Consider the following 17089-nt stretch of genomic DNA (forward strand, 5'->3'; position numbering starts at 1 on the left):
CCTAAATACTTAATTATGAGAGGTATATCCGGTAAAATAAGATTGTTTATAGGTATGGCTATTGTAGCATTTGCCGTGCTTAAATATTGCGGTAGTGCCGAAACAAATGAGTTTACAGGAGAAACTCAATACATTGATCTTTCAGTAGAAGAAGAAATAGCACTTGGATTGCAAGCAGCTCCTAGTATGATTGAGCAGCACGGTGGTTTACATCCCGATAATCGTGCTCAAACGCTAGTGGATCAAGTAGGTTTCAATCTGGTACAAAGTAGCATTGCCAAAGAATCCAATTATCAATGGGATTTTCATTTACTAGCCGATGATAGGACGATAAATGCATTTGCGCTTCCTGGCGGACAGTGTTTTATAACAGCAGCCTTATTTAATCAACTTCAAAATGAAGATCAGTTGGCCGGAGTTATGGGTCATGAAATAGGTCATGTGATTGCCAAGCACAGCGCTGCTAGAATGAGCCAGCAAGGACTAGCCCAAGGAGTAATTACAGGTGTAAGTGTAGGAACCGAAGGTGGTGGACAAACTGCTGCTGCCGTTGCACAAATGTTGACCATGAAATATGGTAGGGACGATGAATTGCAAAGTGATGATCTAGGTGTAAAAATGATGATTGACGCTGGTTATGAACCTCAAGAAATGATAGGTGTGATGCAAATTTTAAAGCAAGCAGCTGGTCCTAATCGAGTTCCAGAATTTCAAAGCACCCATCCAGATCCAGACAATAGAATAGAGCGTATCAGGGAATCAATTAGAAAATATCGCGGCTAATGAGCAGTATCAAAATTCTATGGAATAAAGAAGGTAAATGGCTGTTCGAGCCTTATCGTTATGAGAATAATCGATCTATTCCAACTGATGCCAATAAATTTTTAAAAAACGTTTTCCTTACTTTAGATCATATTTGGGAAAAGCAAGCCTTATTACTAGAGTTTCCCGATGGTCGCACCATAAATATCCTTGATGAATTTATGTCCCGTAATGATAAAAATTTAATCATACGCGATGGTGAGAAAAATCAATACGAGGGAACTCGTGATATTATTACTTTTTATGATGAGGTTGGAAGTGTGTTTAGAAAAGACTTGCGTAAACCTTGGATAAAATCAAATATGGGTCGCAATACCGCTGCCAGTATTCTAGCTCATGAATTTATTCACGCGTATCACGAGCAATTCGAGTACGAGGCTTACCGCGCTAGAAAAAACCAGCGATTCCCAGCCTGGAAGGTGCGTTATCCACATTTTCCTAACCAGGAAGAAGTTCTAGTTACCACAGATTTAGGTAATCAGGCCATACGCAAATTAGGTGATGATGAACGACAGCATTACAAGCGCAATTACTATCCTACAAAAAGTCCTATTACACAAGAGCCTGCTAGTGAAGGTGAAGTAGTCTAGTATTGAAAAATTATTCTAATAAAAAAGCCGCTAGGAAACTAGCGGCTTTTGTTTATTTTCTTGTTGAGATTAAAAATTATAAACTACTTCTAGTTTATAATCTTTAAGAGATTTTTCTGCTTTTTCTAGGTCTTCTGTAAAGCCTAAAATATATCCACCGCCGCCAGAGCCACATAATTTTAAATAATAGTCGCCTGTATCCAGTCCTTTTTTCCAAAGGTCATGAAATTGGGCAGGTATCATGGGTTTAAAGTTGTCTAGAACTACCTTAGAAAGATGTTTCACATTACCAAACAGTCCTTTAACATCACCGCTTAAGAAATCTTCTACGCACATGTCTGTATATTTCACAAACTTGTCTTTTAACATCTTACGAAAACCTTCTTGTTTCATGTTTTCCATGAAAATGTTTACCATAGGAGCAGTTTCACCTACAATACCACTATCAATTAAGAAAACAGCACCGTTACCAGACTGCTTTTGTGATGGAATTCCCGCAGGTTCAATATCTTCTTTACTATTAATAAGTATTGGTAAACTTAAATAAGAATTTAATGGATCAAGACCAGAGCTTTTACCGTGAAAAAAGCTTTCCATTCTACCAAAAATACTCTTTAGTTCCAGTAATTTTTCTCTTGTAAGATTCTCGAGAACGGTAATTTTTTCCAAAGCATATTTATCATAAATAGCTGCGACAAGAGCACCGCTACTTCCTACACCATATCCTTGTGGGATGCTACTATCAAAGTACATTCCAGCCTCTATATCTTTTTTGAGACTCGTGATATCAAAATTTGGAAAATCCGATCCTTTGCTCAATTCTTCTAGATGATTGGCAAAACGGCTTAAGTTCTTATTAGATTGTTGATTTTTTTCAGAAAGGTCATCACTTATTTTTAGTGCACCTTTATAAAAATTATAAGGGATTGAAAGACCTTTTGAGTCTTTAATGATCCCGTACTCTCCAAAGAGTAAAATCTTAGAATAAAAAAGTGGTCCTTTCATAAAAATTAAGCTAGCAGTTTTGATGCTCCACTACCTATTTGATCACAAATATACTGAGAGTTTTGACAATACACAGCTAATTTCTCGTTAATCCATTCATATACAGCAGTTCTGTGATTGTTAGGATACAGTAAATGAACGTTAGCTCCTGCATCTAGGGTAAAACACACAGGGATTTGCGTTTCTTTTCTGTATTTCCAAATTTCTTCGATAATACGCAATGTATTAGGTTTCATTAATATGAAATAAGGATGAGAAGTCATCATCATTGCGTGTAAAGTGAGCGCTTCGCTTTCAGTGATCTTAATGAAGGTCTCGATATCGCCTTCCTGTAAAGCTTTTTTAAGTAGAGTAAGATTTTGCGGTGCTTGTTCAAATCTCGCTTTCGCGAAAGCGTGATCATTCATAAGCCCATGACCAACTGTAGAGCTTACCGTTTTTTGACCTTTATCAACTAACAGTATAGTGTCGTGATAATTTTGAAACGTGGGATGCAATAATTTTGTTTGATCAACACCATACAAGTTTGAGCTGCCTACCGTATCATCGTGCTCGCCCCAAACGACTAATTGACCTTGTAAACTGCGACAAGCGCTACCAGAACCTAACCTAGATAGGAATGACATTTTATCGTAATCTAAATCCAAACCAGTAAGTTGAGATTCAAAATCTATAATACAGGCGCTTAATGCAGCCAGACTACTTGCGCTACTTGCTATTCCAGAACTGTGTGGGAATGTATTGCGAGTATCAATATTGAAAAAGTAATTTTTTATCCACGGGCTGTAAGAAGATATACGCTCAAAGAATGCTTTTATTTTGGGTGCAAAATCTGGTTTTTCAACACCTTCATATGAAATTTTAAAACCGTGCTCGCCTTTAACAGCGTTTACCGTAGTAATGGTACGGCAAGTGTTAAGTGTAAAGCTTATAGAGGGATTTGCGGGCAATTGCATGCCATGCTTTCCCCAGTATTTAACTAGTGCAATATTACTAGGTGCTTGCCATGTAGTAGTTAACGAGGTGATTTCCTTGATCTCTTGTTGAAGTATGAATTCTGTTTCCAAGATAATTTTGTTTGAAGCAAAGATAGTCTACATGACCTTAGTCTTCTAAATAGAGTAGAGCATTGTATAAGTCATCATTAATTAAAATTAATTTTAGAAGGGTAGTGGTGCTTTTTTTAATAGGTCCTATGGATCTTTAAAAACGCTATAATCTCACTATTTTTAAAAATGTTGTAACATTTGTGCTGGTAAAAGGTCAAATGAATTGTATTACTTTTAATTTGTCAAAAAACGTTTATGGTATTTTTACGCTTGATTAAGGAAAGTCTGATTTTTGCGCTTAATGCTTTGCGTACTAATCTGTTAAGAGCTTTCTTGTCTTTGCTTGGGATTACCATTGGAATTTTTGCAATTATAGGTATTCTGGCAGCAGTTGATTCACTAGAGAAAGAAATTGAAAGTGGCTTAAGCGCACTAGATATTTCAACAATCTATGTATTAAGATTTTCTTTTGGTCCAACAGAATTAGAACCGTATCAATTTGAAAACTGGCCCGACGTTAGTTATGATGAATTCCAAATGCTCGAGCGCAGTCTGCCAGATCTAGACGCCATTACCTACACGATGTTTATGTCCCCTGAAAACATCAAGTTTGAGGATAAAACAGCAACTGGTGTGAATATCATTCCAGGTACAGAATCCTTTTTTGACTTAGAAAAACTTAAACTTTCAGAAGGACGATTTTTTAATGGTAGTGAATCCAACAGCGGTTCTCCAGTAGTAGTAATTGGTGCCGAAGTTGCTAATAGCTTATTTGGTAAAGCTAATCCTATAGGGAGAAGAGTACGACTGTATGGGAATAAATTTACCGTTATAGGCGTTCTTGAAAAGGAAGGAGCAGGAGCTAGCATAGGACCTTCCAAAGATGGTAGTGCTTATTTACCTGTGAACTTTGTAAGAAGAATTTATGGTGATAACGATAGGACCAAAACAAGTGCCTTTATCTTGAAACCTAAAAAAGGAGCAGATCAGGATGAATTTATCGCTATGCTAGAACAAAAACTAAGAAACTACCGAGGAATCAAACCCGATGAGTTAAGCACTTTTTTTATTAATCCACTTAAAGGATTTGCCGACTTTATAGGCACGGTTACAAGTACACTTACTTTTATTGGTGTTATTATATCTGGATTTTCAATGCTAGTAGGTGGTTTTGGAATTGCAAACATCATGTTTGTGAGTGTTAAAGAGCGCACCAATTTAATTGGAATACAGAAGTCATTAGGAGCAAAAAGCTTTTTTATTTTGTTTCAATTTTTATTTGAATCTATTATTCTAGCCTTATTAGGCGGAGCTTTTGGTTTGTTATTCGTGTGGTTAGGAACTTTGATTGCAAGTAGTTTGACTGACGAATTTACCTTTATTCTAAGCTTGAACAACATTTTGATAGGATGTAGTGTGAGTGCGTTTGTAGGTTTAATAGCAGGTATTATACCGGCCTTTTCTGCTGCACGTTTAGATCCTGTGGAGGCAATTAGATCTGGAATGTAATTCCCTTTATACTTTACCTTACTTTTGTTCTAATGAAAGTTTCTCAAATTGAACATAGTTTGCAGTTTTATGCAAATGGTAAATTTCTCATTACTGGTGAATATGTGGTGTTAGACGGAGTGCGTGGACTAGCAGTGCCCTTAAATTTAGGGCAACGTATTCAAATTACACCGCGTACAGATCAAGCTATAATTTGGAAAAGTTTCAATGCCGATGGTGGTATTTGGTTTCACTGGCAAACTACGGTGAATTCTTGGAGTGAATCTTCAAGTGACTCAGTAACTCAAAAGCTTATAGATATACTTAAGCATGCCCAAGAGTTAGCTGGCAGCTTTATTTTGGATAAAGGTTGTGAAATAACAATGCATCTAGATTTTGATAGACAGTTTGGAATGGGTTCTAGCAGTACTTTGATTTCATTAATTGCTCAATGGTTTCAAGTTGATCCATACACCTTACAATTTCAGTCTTTTGGAGGAAGTGGTTATGATATTGCGTGCGCTACCTCAAACGGTCCCATCGTATATAGATATCATCCTGAGCAGCCTAGTTATAAATCTATAGATTTTGATCCTGATTTTAATGATGACTTATTTTTTGTCTACCTAAATCAAAAACAGGATAGCAGACAAAGTATCGCGAGATTTGATAAAGATTTGCTTTCAGAAAATGTTAGAATACGTTTAAATCAAATACCAGACTTGTTAGTTTCATGCAAGGATTTAATTGAGTTTGAAAATATACTTCATGAGCATGAACAACTTATCTCAAGACTTATTGGTCTAGAACCGGTTCAAAAGGTATTGTTTAATGATTATACCGGTGTTGTAAAATCCTTAGGTGGTTGGGGTGGAGACTTTGTTCTTGCAACCGGTGATGAAGCAAAACAAGAATATTTTAAAAAGAAAGGATACGACGTTATTTACAAGTGGAAGGATATTGTATTATAAGAACTAGTGTCAAGTAACTAAAAAAAACGCCTCGATTTTAACGAGGCGTTTTTTATATAAGGAGAAAAAGTCTAATAAAAATTCTTTCTATTGTCAACTATGTCTACTTTTTTCTTAAGTGCTTCAACTAATTTTGAGCTAGCTTGATTAGCATTTGTATCAGCTAATAATTTGGCCTGTGATGTGAAGTTTTCTAATTCTGGAGCTTCTGAAATACCAGTAAGGTTAATTACATAAACTCCTTTTTCACCTGCTATAGGTGATGAAGTAGTACCTTTTGAAAGACCAAACGCTGTACCTACAACAACTGGTTCCTGACCAGCTCCTGGGATAGTTGGATTTTTACGATTGATTGAGGCTGCACTACGTACTGATTGACCTTGAGTCTTAGCTATAGCATTAATATCGTTGTTTGATATTTTAGCCATTATCATTTCTGCTTTCTTCTTATTACGTAGTATAGGAGTAACCGTAGCACTTGCTTCTTCACTAGACATGTTTCCTGCTTCACTTGCACGCGTTACTTTAACAATTACAACTCCTTGTGGAGTGTCAAATTTCTCCATATCTCCAACCTCTGTTTCTTCATTGAATGCCCAACGAACAACCTCACGATTCTTTTGAATCAATGGTAATGTTTCATCCATAGGCTTGATACTGGTTACTGGAGTAGTAGTCTTTTTAAACTCTTTAGCAGTTTCAGTAAAGTCACCAGATACTGCTGCTTGTTGAAACTTAATAGCTTCTTTTCTCATTGCTTTTGTAGTAGCTTTAGAAGGCTTAACAGCTTTTGAGATACTAGCAATTTTATAAAGATCTACAGGTGCTGCTGTATCGTCAATACGAATGATGTGGTATCCAAAACTAGACTCTGCTATTCCAATAGTTCCTTTGTCATTGTCATAAAGGAAATTTCTGAAACCTTCTGCAAAGTTTCTTGCGTTACCTGAGTAGGTTACCCAACCTATATCCTCAGCTTTAGCGATATTTGTATTTTCTTCAAAATATTCAAATTTTGAATCAAAACGTCCTTTGCTTTGACCTATTAAGTTAAAGATACTGTCAGCAACAGCTTTTGCTTCTTCTTTGGATCTTGTGATATTTGCAGCCGCTCTTTGAGCACCTTGATAAGCAACTAGTATGTGACGGTTTTGCACGCTATCCATTACAGATTTTTTGTCTTCTAATAGAGAAACCTTCATCATATCACGATCTTCATAAGGACCAAAAGTAGTACCTAATTCTTGTGATATAATTGGTTTTACAGCAGTAGGTAAACGGCTTTCTAGCAGGTAGTCGCTAGAATAACTTTGTTCACTATACTGATTAACGTATTGTTGTACATCCTTTGCATTGTTGAATGCAGGGATTTTAGTAAAACTGTCGTCAGAACTATTGTAAACCGAGTCTGCTCTTAAACGTTTAGCTAAATCATTTTTTATAGCTTCCTTATCGCTATCACTTGCTACATCAGCAAACAAGACCATTTGAAGATCTCTTTGAGCTTCTGTTTGAAATTCTTTAGAGTGAGCCGCTATGTATGATTCAATCTCAGATTTTGAAACTTCTACTGTGCTATCTGCGATAGTTGTGTATGGAATTTGAACATAGTTAAAACTACGCTGTTCGTTTTCCATTAAATAATCCATTCTAGCCTCTGCATTTGTACCTACAAATCCTGATTTAAGTAATTCAAAGAATTTCTCTTGTCTTAAATTTGATCGTACATCGTTTAAGTAGTTTTTCCATGTTTGTGGATCATTTTGTAAAAAGCTTTCCTCATAAGTTTTGAAAGCTCCTTCGTTGAATGTTCCATCAGCGTTTTGAAACTGTGGATTGCTTTCATAGAAAGAACGCACTTGATCTCTTACTTGTGCATCGGTTACCTGAATACCAGCTGCTTCCATTTGTTCTGATAGCACGGCATTGCGCACTTCAGAATTCCACACGCTATTTACAGCTTGTACAGTAGATCCGCTAGGTCCCATATTACGAGACATGTTTTCTACTTTTTGTGCAAAATCTGTTTGGTTGATTTCAACATCGCCCACATATCCGATTGATGTTTCTTGTTTTTGATCACTTGAAGTAAGTGCTCCTTGCACGATAAAGGCAAATAATGCCAGTGCTATTACTAATATTAAGATCACGCCACGGCTTCTGATCTGTTGTAATATCGCCATTGTTCTTTAACTTTTTGTAATGAGGGCGAAAATAAGGTTTTCCCTGAAATTATGAAATAGAAAACGTATGCTATCTCAGTCGTTTTTAATACTAACTATTAAAGTATTGTTTTGTGGTGAGGTTGTTAAGTGCGCTTTCGCGAAAGCGTAATTACTAAAAGAAAGTTTTTTAACTTATATGTTAGCAGTAGTTGACTAGTTTTTCTGCTATTCGGAATCGCCTACTTCTAGATGAACCAAATCAATTTTATTATCAGATTTTTCCAAAATGGTAAAAGTGAAATGATCTATGGTTACATGATCTCCTTCTTCCGGTATCCCTTCTGTGGTGTTAACTATAAGTCCACCAATGGTCTCGTACTGCTCACTTTCTGGTAAATCTAATTTGTAGTTTTCATTAACTTGATCTACCTCTAATCTAGCACTTAGTTTAAAGGAGTTTTCGGTAAGTTGTGTGTCAATTAATGAATCGGTATCGTGCTCGTCTTCAATTTCACCAAATAGTTCTTCTACAATATCTTCTACTGTTATCAATCCACTTGTTCCACCATACTCATCTATTACGATTGCAATACTTTTATGTCTTTTAATCAACGTGTTGAGTACGTCCTTTGCCAGCATAGTTTCTGGAACGTTGACAACTTTACGTAACACCTGGTCAATGGAGTCTGGTGATTTAAAGAGGTCAAAGCTGTGAACATATCCTGTGATATTGTCAATAGTGTCCTCGTGGATTAATACTTTAGAAAGACCGGTAGAAACAAATTTTTTATTGAGTTCTTTGATGCTGGTGTCCTTGTGGACGGCAATCATTTCGGTACGAGGTACCATAACTTCACGGGCCTTTAGATCTCCAAAATCTAATGCGTTTTGAAATATTTGTATTTCAGAATCTACTTCTTCTTGTTCTTGAGCGCTTTCCATTTGCTCAGTAATGTAATTCCCTAGCTCAATTTTTGAGAAGGAAAGTTGTAATTGATCGCCATTTGACTTAAAAAAGGTTTTTAAAAAAAAGTCTGAAATTTGTATGCAAAACCATGAAATAGGCCAGAAAATCAAATAAAACAAATAGGCTGGTACACAAAAGAATTTAAGTAGCTCGTTGCTGTAGATTTGAAAAAATACTTTAGGTAAAAATTCAGCTGTTAATAAGATAACTATAGTCGATATCACAGTTTGTAGCAGCAAACCTTGAAAACCTGTAGAAAGGGCAGGATACCATTGAGCAATTTGATCAAGAATTAAATCACCTGTAAGCATACTATACACTACTAGGGCAATGCTATTGCCTATAAGCATGGTGATAATAAACTTAGAAGGCTGTGCGGTTAGATTGCGTAATACTCGTCCTAAAAAATCCTCTTGACGTTTTTCAAGTTCAATATGGATTTTATTGGACGATACATAAGCGATCTCCATTCCAGAGAAAAAAGCACTGAGAAGGAGCATGCTTACTATGAGCACTATAGAGCTGATCATATTTACTTATTGCGATCGTCAAATCTACGAATAAATCGCCTGCGGAAGAAAAACATAAATAGGGCTACCGCTGCCATAAAAAGCATGAGGTAGGCACGGCTGCGTTCTACATTCCATTCTGTAATTGCTGTTATTAAACATACAATAGCAAAGATTAAATAGATGTAAACGGAATATTTAAGTAGTTTTTTCATAATTATTGATTTGATATGAACGTGTCGTTAGGATTACGTGCATTTACTTTTTTAAGATCTTCACTAGCATCTAGCATGGTCGCCGATGTGTTCCCTAAATTAGATGCGTCACTGTTTTTTACTAGTCTTGTTTCCCAAGGCTCGTGAGTAAAAACCCATTTATTTTTTTGATCCCAGTATAACTGGTCACCATTAAAGGTATTACCGTCATGAGTGATTATCGTGACATCGCCTTGCATGTCAATCATATCAGTTATGTCGTAAAGATAGGCCTTGTTTGCGGTTATAGTGGTAACCTGTTGCTGGTTGTTAGTATACTCATACACTTTAACCTCGACACCATTTGGGAATTCGGTAAAGGGGAAGGCGTCATTTGAATAATCATAGGCAACGGGACCAGCAATGCTCAATTTTAATCGAGTACTGTCTGTATGTTTAATGACCATGTTTGTTACCTCACCTATAGGCGAGTTGGTGCTAGTTTCCATTTTACGCACCTGTTTGAGATTATCCTCACAAGAAACCAAAAAAGCAATCACGACGATTGTCGTGATTGCTTTAAAATATATGTTTCGTATTATACTCATTAAGGAGTAGGTACGGTTACTGATTCACCTACCCAACAGCTGAAGGTGATTCTCTTACCTGCCATACCAGCTAAGAATATATCTTGATTGCTAGGAGCAACACCGTTGTAACTAGCTGCTGCTTTGGCAGCAGTAGATCTTAAAGTAGGGTCTACACTAGCTGCTTTATTTGCATATCTTGCTGCAATCCAGTTAACAGCTCTTTTTTCAAAAGGAGTGTTACCACAGCTGTTAGTACTTTGCGCTACCATACCTGCGATTCTTAAGAATGGCAATCCAAATGATGGTTTTGCTTGATTAGCAAGAATATATTCTCTTTTTGCTTTACCAAAAGAACCTTGCTTTCTTAAAAGTTCAGCTTTTTTGTAGTGAATATTTGCTACATATTTCTGGTCGATCCCTAGTGAAAGAGCTTCATCCCAGTACTTCAGCTTTTCAGCATTAGTTTTTGCGATGTTACCTAATCCATATGCAGTCATTGCACTAGGTTGTAACTCGTGTAAAGCTTTTACAGAATTTACGTATAAATCACTTTCTGTACAGTCTTTCTTCTGTAACCTTCCAAGTACATTCTTTAACCAAGACATGTTTGATTTGTTTGCATCAAAATCTTTTGAGTAAAGTGGGATTAAGTTATCACAGTCTGCAAGACTTCCAATAGTACCATTTACACTTTTCATTACGATACCATAGTTTTTCAAGTTTTTTTCTTGATTTTCTATGTTTTTCTTTTCGTCTTCTGTAATTGTTCCTTCTGCTTCCTTGTCTAATAGTTCAGATACTATCTTACTTCTCTCATTAGAAACATTATCTAAATGTTCTGTTAGTGCATCATAAACATTAAAAAGGTCTTCAAGGTTAAGAGCGTTTGCCTTATATTCCTTTTCAGCAAGTTTGAAATAGGTTATCAATCCATTAGGATCTGTAAAGTCTTCCTTACCACTTGTAAAGGTTTCATTTAAATAGTTAAATTGATCAGACTGAGTACCTTGTTTGTACTTGTACATTACTCGACCTAGTTCAACTTTTTTCTTAGTAACGTTAATTTTATCGGCATACTTGTTAATTTGAGTTTCAAGCATGTTCATTAAACCTTTAACGTTCTCGTTTTGATCACCGATTTTTTTCTTCAATCTGTGCTCGTATATTCTTTCACCGTATTGATAAATAGCAGGGCTGGCATCTGGACAGTTCTGTACTAGCTGACCTAATTGCTTGTATGCTTCATCATAATTTTTTGCTTTAGCGTTTTCGGCATAGATGCTAAGCATCGTGTTGCAGTCTCCTGATTGCGCTTTCGCGAAAGCGAATCCCAAAACAACTAAGCTGAATAAAATGGTGTTTTTAAGTTTCATAATTTTTATTGTTCTAATCTTAATTGTACTTTCTTTTAATAAACCAACGATCGTTTAACGATAAACTAATTGATAAGCTGGCAAATGTTTCTTTTATAAGGCCGGCATTTTCTGTTCCTCTTTGTCCTAATTCAAGTCCAATATTTGCATTTGAAAAAGAGCGATTACCTCCTATAGGTAAACCCATTCCAAAAGATATGCCAAACTCGTTGATGTCCTCATTATTAAGAACTAGACCTGTTTCTTCAAAACGAGCTCCAAATCTATAAGTAACACGTTGCCAGTAACTTGTTAAGCTGTTGAAGTTTGGTATGTAATAACCACCTGCTCTTAAGGAGATAGCATCTTTGAATGAACTGTTATTTGGGCTGAAACTGCGATTAGATAAGCTGCTCTCGCCTCGCATAGAAAACTCTCCACCAATCATCCAACTGCGTAATTTCCCATAATTCAATCCTACAGTTAATTCAGAAGGAAGTGTAAGGTCTTCCTCATTTTCCTGTGGATCGCGAGCGTTAAATAAACTTTCTCCTGTTCCTGGGGTAAATGAAAAGTTAGCAAGCGCCGATGTGCTTTTTGCTACTAATTTGCTCTCTGGACTGTAAACAATGCTTGCCTGTAAGCTGTGTTCATCGCCAATATTTTTTTCATAGTGTAAGGCTAGATTGTAGCTTAATCCACTAAAATCGGTTTCGTTTGTCTCATTGGAGCCAAACTGGACTTGATTTGTAAGTACACTTGAGCTGTTTGTTTCTTGACCAAAATTATACCTTAACTCTGCTCCAATACTTAAATTCTTTGTAAGCTCATGTCCGACTCCAAAGTAAGCTCTGGTAATACTTCCTTCACCTGTGAAGTTGTAATATTCCGTATCAGTTAGGTCTCCGATGGTATATCCAACGGATTTAAAGGGAACTAATCCAAATCCTATTCCTGTTTTTGCATTGTTGCCTAGAGGTATACTTACATTCAAGTATTCCAAAGATGTAGAGTCATAAGTGTCATTTTCACTTTCTGTTGATGCCCACGTCTCGGTGTGTAATAAACCTACGCCATAATTGATGAGTTTTATTTTACCATAGGTGGCTGGGTTATTCAGGGTAGTATGAATACTGTCCAAGTGAGTGCGTAGTCCACCCATGCTTCGGTTTTCAATTGTTCCTTTAAAGGTTTGTTGGCCTAATCCAAAAAATGAATATGGCGATGAAGTACGAGATTGACCTAGCACACAATTGATGCTTAATACTGTAATCACGAAGATGATACTTCTAATCATAAGTGTTGTTATAGATGTATAATTGATAAATGCCTTTGAGCATTAAATCAGGCTGGGCAAAGAAACGGCTTTTTAGTTGTTTCTCCAACAACCTAGCATCGCCACCTGTTAGGAAAACTTGTAAATTTTCATCCATTTCTTGGTATTGATTTATAACTCCATCTAACTCTCTTGAAACTCCATTTACTACACCGCTATGAATGCTGTTTTCTGTTGAATTTCCCACGAAGTGTTCTGGCACCTTTTGCAGTAATAACGGGAGTTTTGCGGTATAATTATGTAGTGATTGGTATCTTAGTCTAACACCTGGACTTATGGCGCCTCCTAAGTATTGTCTTTTGATATTGACATAGTCATATGTGATACAGGTTCCTAGGTCAATTATTAGTGCTGTTTGATCTTTGTTAATTAAGGTTAAAGCTCCAGTTACTAGTGCGATTCTATCATTACCCAGTGTAGAACTTTGGTAATTATTTTCAAAGGGTAGCTTAATGTTATTGTTAATTTCAAAAACTTTAAAGGCTTGTTTTAGTTTATTAACGATGGTGTTGTCTTTAAAACCAACGTTACAAAATGCAATTTCTTTTAAATCACTGTATAATTCAGATAGTTGCATGAAATCATGAAGGAATTCTTCATGACTTGATCTATGGATATGGATAAAGCTGTCATCTTTTATTACAGCTGTTTTAATAGAGGTGTTACCTGCATCTATTATAAACATAGAAGAAATTATGGTTTAAAAACTGACGCAAATATAAGAGAAGCAGGAGCTTAGTAATTGTTATATAACTGTTATTAATTAAGTAAATAAACGAGTTATAAGAAATGTAAGAAAACGATGATTATTCAAATCAATCCAAAGATTATTAAAACAAAAAATCCCGAGTAAACTCGGGATTTAAGTGGTACCTCCAGGAATCGAACCAGGGACACAAGGATTTTCAGTCCTTTGCTCTACCAACTGAGCTAAGGTACCATGCTGTATAGCGGGTGCAAATTTAATTAATTAATTCAATGTGCAAAGTGTTTTTTAATTTTTTTTGAATAAATCTTCAATTAATCGTTCGAGAGCCATTCCTCTCGATCCTTTAATTAAAATAGTTGATTGATTAGTTTCAATTAAATGAGCACTTTGTATGAATTCATCATAATCTGTGAAGGTGTGAATATTTTCAATGCTTACATTAGAGAAGTTGGAGCCTATTAAAAAAACCTCGTCGATAGTACTGTCAGCTGCGTATTGAGCAATTTTATTGTGTTCTACTTCTGAGTATTTTCCTAATTCAAACATGTCTCCCAAAATGGCAATTCGTCTATCAGCCTTTTGATTAATTAAGTTGTCTAAGGCTACCATCATGCTTGAGGGATTTGCGTTGTAGGCATCAAGTATAATTTTGGTATTGTCAATCTTAATTACTTGAGACCGGTTATTGGATGGTTGGTATGATTCTATTCCACTAACAATCTTTTCTGGTGAAACTCCTAACTCTTTTCCTATCGTGTAGGCAAATACCGCATTCTTATAATTGTAAGTTCCTGTAAGTTGGCTTTTTATAAGTTGATTATCTATGGTAAATTGAATGAAAGGTTCTGTTTTATACAAGCTTGTGTTTTCTGGAGTTAATATCGAGTTTACACCAGTGCTTCGGCTTATTTGTTCTGGATCCCATCGACCAATTATTGCTGTTTTGCTTTCACTTCTTAAGTAATCGTATAGTTCTGATTTACCTTTTTTTACACCTTCAATGCCGCCAAAACCTTCTAAATGTGCTTTGCCGTAATTAGTGATTAAACCATAATCTGGTTGTGCAATATCACATAAAAACGAAATTTCCTTTTGATGATTTGCACCCATTTCTACAACTCCTGCTTGTAGGTTGTTAGAAAAGCTCAACAAAGTAAGAGGTACTCCTATGTGATTGTTTAGGTTTCCTTCTGTCCCTTTTACTTTGAATTCTTGCTTTAAAACTGATAAAATAAGCTCCTTAGTGGTTGTTTTACCATTACTTCCTGTTAAACCGATAATAGGAAATTTAAGTTGCTGTCGATGATGTCTTGCTAGATCTTGCAGTGTTTTTAGAACATCATCAACTACTGTAAAAGAGGAGCCATCGAGGGTTTTATCGCTTACTATGGCGTGTTTGGCTCCTAATTCTATTGCTTTAGTTGCATAGGTGTTTCCATCAAAATTTTCTCCAGACAAAGCAAAGAACATGTTTCCTTCTTCAATTGTTCTAGTATCTGTACTTATTCCTGTGCTCTCTAGGAATATTTTATAGAGTTCTTCAATCATAATGTAAATATAGAAACAAAAAAAGACCGCTTAAAAAGCGGTCTTTAAAGATTTATGTAAAGTGCTATTTAGTTTCTAGCTCTCTTAGTCTTTTTAGCTTTAGAACCAACACGTGACATAGCACAACGGAATCCGATGTCGTCACTAGCCATATCTTGTGGATAGAATCTTCTAGTTGCTGGATCTAGCCAGTAAGCTCTATCTCTCCAAGATCCACCTTTGTAAACTCGTACTTGATTGTTAATTAAGGTAGTTCTACTGTTTGAAGAATCATATTGGCGGTCTAGTTTTCCAATTGAGTCAGCTTCTACAGAGTGCTGTGGTGAGTTGTACATGCGCTTATTCGCATCTCTCAAGGCATCCTTACTGTCAAAGTATTTAGTAGATTGAGCGTCTCCATCACGGAAATCACGATTGTCACTACGATCAAAATTAGTTCTTAAATAAGTTTCATTTTCATCAACTGGTTGTTGCTGTATTTGACCAGGAAGTGCTCTTGCAATCGTCTTTCCATTGCTCAATGTGTCATACGGAATAGAATCAGTTGATACTACAGCAATCATTCCGTCTGGTCCAATTTTGTTTTTAGTGTATTGGTTACCTCTATAGTAGTTAAAATCGTTAAATTCATCATCAACGATAGGACGATAAACATCGGCAACCCATTCCGACACATTACCTGCCATTTCATAGACTCCAAAGTCATTAGGGCTGTAAAATTTAACAGGTGCTGTAATGTCTGCTCCGTCATCACTCCATCCAGCAACTCCACCATAATCTCCGTCGCCTTGTTTAAAGTTAGCTAAATGATCACCACGCGTTGTACGTTTTCCACTACGTGTATATTGACCATCCCAAGGGTATTTTTTTCTACCACGAATAGCATTGTATTCTCTGTTTCCTACGTTTGCTAGAGCGGCGTATTCCCATTCTGCTTCTGTAGGTAGACGATATGCTGGTAAAATGATTCCATCTTTTCTTGTTACATATAAACCACTAGCTTCTCCAGTTCCATCGCCAGCTTTAGCAGCCTTTGCTGTTTTCTTTTTTTCTAATGATTGCGAGCGCTTACCACCTCTTAATTTTTCATCATCTCCTCCATAAGTTAGAGTAGGTGCGTTTAAGTAGGTTTCAGTATTGAAAGTAGACCCAGCTTCTTGATTAGCTAAGGCATCTTTTGCGGTGTAGCCTTCTTGATTTAATATTAATTCATTAACACGATCAGTTCTCCAGTCGGCATATTCTACTGCTTGTACCCATGATACTCCAACTACAGGATAGTTTTGGTATGCTGGATGGCGCAGGTAGTTTTTAGTCATTTCTTCGTTGTACCCTAGACGATTTCTCCATACTAATGTGTCTGGCACAACACCGTCATATATTTTACGGTATTCCTCATCCTCTGGTGGGAATACAGTTTTAACCCAATCAAGCATCTCAAGATACATACCATTGGTAACTTCAGTCTCATCAATGTAGAAGGATTGAACATGTTGTTGATTTGGTGTGTTGTTCCAGTCGTGCATTGGATCATCTTTCACACGTCCCATAGTAAAGGTTCCTCCTTCAATAAACACTAAACCAGGTCCAGTTGCCTGCTCCTTGTATTTAGTATTAAGTTCAAAACCACCGTTTTTACCTGTAACGTCCCAGCCTGTTCCTCTGGATGTTGTAGTGTATTCATTACCGCCACCACCACAGCTTACTAATAGGGCTGCTATTACTGCTGTGAACAACGCTTTAACCGCAAAATACTTTCTCATTTTTTAAGAATACTTTTTGAAAATAGTCCCG

At 36.4% G+C, this 17089-nt stretch carries 15 protein-coding genes and 1 tRNA gene; 4 read left to right on the plus strand and 12 right to left on the minus strand.

Translation table 11 applies throughout. The features are described 5' to 3' along the window. Positions 1 to 15 precede the first annotated feature (15 nt). Entirely contained in the window at positions 16 to 783 is a 768-nt protein-coding gene (locus tag AAT17_RS09165) for a M48 family metalloprotease (RefSeq protein WP_060523790.1), read from the plus strand. Then, entirely contained in the window at positions 783 to 1412 is a 630-nt protein-coding gene (locus AAT17_RS09170) for a hypothetical protein (protein ID WP_060523791.1), read from the plus strand. The genes AAT17_RS09165 and AAT17_RS09170 overlap by 1 nt, the downstream gene beginning before the upstream one ends. A gap of 69 nt (positions 1413 to 1481) precedes the next feature. Here AAT17_RS09170 and AAT17_RS09175 read toward each other — a convergent pair whose 3' ends face one another. Continuing rightward, complete coding sequence (locus tag AAT17_RS09175) at positions 1482 to 2417, minus strand: mevalonate kinase (protein ID WP_042279635.1); 936 nt, start codon at positions 2415 to 2417, stop codon at positions 1482 to 1484. Between the two features lie 5 nt (positions 2418 to 2422). After that, positions 2423 to 3484: a diphosphomevalonate decarboxylase gene (gene mvaD, locus AAT17_RS09180; protein ID WP_082586933.1), complete on the minus strand. Its 1062-nt coding sequence runs from the start codon at positions 3482 to 3484 to the stop codon at positions 2423 to 2425. A 237-nt stretch (positions 3485 to 3721) separates the two neighbouring features. On the opposite strand from mvaD, the gene AAT17_RS09185 reads away from it, so the two are divergent. After that, positions 3722 to 4975, plus strand: coding sequence for an ABC transporter permease (locus AAT17_RS09185; RefSeq protein WP_042279638.1), 1254 nt, complete (start codon positions 3722 to 3724; stop codon positions 4973 to 4975). 32 nt (positions 4976 to 5007) lie between these two features. Further along, complete coding sequence (locus AAT17_RS09190) at positions 5008 to 5925, plus strand: GYDIA family GHMP kinase (protein WP_060523795.1); 918 nt, start codon at positions 5008 to 5010, stop codon at positions 5923 to 5925. Between the two features lie 71 nt (positions 5926 to 5996). On the opposite strand, the gene AAT17_RS09195 is transcribed toward AAT17_RS09190, so the two are convergent. The 10 genes from AAT17_RS09195 to gldJ all read right to left on the minus strand — a co-directional run bounded on the left by AAT17_RS09195 (position 5997) and on the right by gldJ (position 17058). Then, positions 5997 to 8075, minus strand: a complete 2079-nt coding sequence (locus tag AAT17_RS09195; RefSeq protein ID WP_253279762.1) for a peptidylprolyl isomerase — start codon at positions 8073 to 8075, stop codon at positions 5997 to 5999. Between the two features lie 240 nt (positions 8076 to 8315). Continuing rightward, a complete protein-coding gene (locus AAT17_RS09200) occupies positions 8316 to 9587 on the minus strand; it encodes a hemolysin family protein (RefSeq protein WP_042279643.1) in 1272 nt (423 codons plus the stop codon). Positions 9588 to 9589: 2 nt separating this feature from the next. Next, positions 9590 to 9781 (minus strand): hypothetical protein, encoded by a 192-nt coding sequence (locus AAT17_RS13085; protein ID WP_082586934.1) that lies wholly within the window; start codon positions 9779 to 9781, stop codon positions 9590 to 9592. Between the two features lie 2 nt (positions 9782 to 9783). Continuing rightward, positions 9784 to 10368 carry an LPS export ABC transporter periplasmic protein LptC gene (lptC, locus tag AAT17_RS09205; RefSeq protein WP_042279644.1) on the minus strand — a complete coding sequence of 195 codons (585 nt, stop codon included), beginning with the start codon at positions 10366 to 10368 and terminating at the stop codon, positions 9784 to 9786. Further along, entirely contained in the window at positions 10368 to 11723 is a 1356-nt protein-coding gene (locus AAT17_RS09210) for a hypothetical protein (protein ID WP_042279647.1), read from the minus strand. The genes lptC and AAT17_RS09210 overlap by 1 nt, the downstream gene beginning before the upstream one ends. A 19-nt stretch (positions 11724 to 11742) precedes the next feature. Further along, the gene (locus AAT17_RS09215; protein ID WP_253279763.1) at positions 11743 to 12999 is read right to left on the minus strand and encodes a hypothetical protein; all 1257 of its coding nucleotides are present in this window, start codon (positions 12997 to 12999) and stop codon (positions 11743 to 11745) included. After that, entirely contained in the window at positions 12992 to 13723 is a 732-nt protein-coding gene (locus AAT17_RS09220) for a type III pantothenate kinase (protein WP_082586935.1), read from the minus strand. The genes AAT17_RS09215 and AAT17_RS09220 overlap by 8 nt, the downstream gene beginning before the upstream one ends. Before the next feature lie 182 nt (positions 13724 to 13905). Then, a tRNA-Phe gene (locus AAT17_RS09225) sits at positions 13906 to 13978 on the minus strand. Positions 13979 to 14032: 54 nt separating this feature from the next. Beyond that, on the minus strand, positions 14033 to 15295 hold the full coding sequence (gene murF, locus AAT17_RS09230; RefSeq protein ID WP_060523799.1) for a UDP-N-acetylmuramoyl-tripeptide--D-alanyl-D-alanine ligase: 1263 nt from the start codon (positions 15293 to 15295) through the stop codon (positions 14033 to 14035). A 68-nt stretch (positions 15296 to 15363) separates the two neighbouring features. Beyond that, the gene (gene gldJ / locus AAT17_RS09235; protein ID WP_060523801.1) at positions 15364 to 17058 is read right to left on the minus strand and encodes a gliding motility lipoprotein GldJ; all 1695 of its coding nucleotides are present in this window, start codon (positions 17056 to 17058) and stop codon (positions 15364 to 15366) included. Between the last annotated feature and the right edge of the window lie 31 nt (positions 17059 to 17089).

This window comes from Nonlabens sp. MIC269, from assembly GCF_001430865.1.
GTDB classification, from domain to species: domain Bacteria; phylum Bacteroidota; class Bacteroidia; order Flavobacteriales; family Flavobacteriaceae; genus Nonlabens; species Nonlabens tegetincola.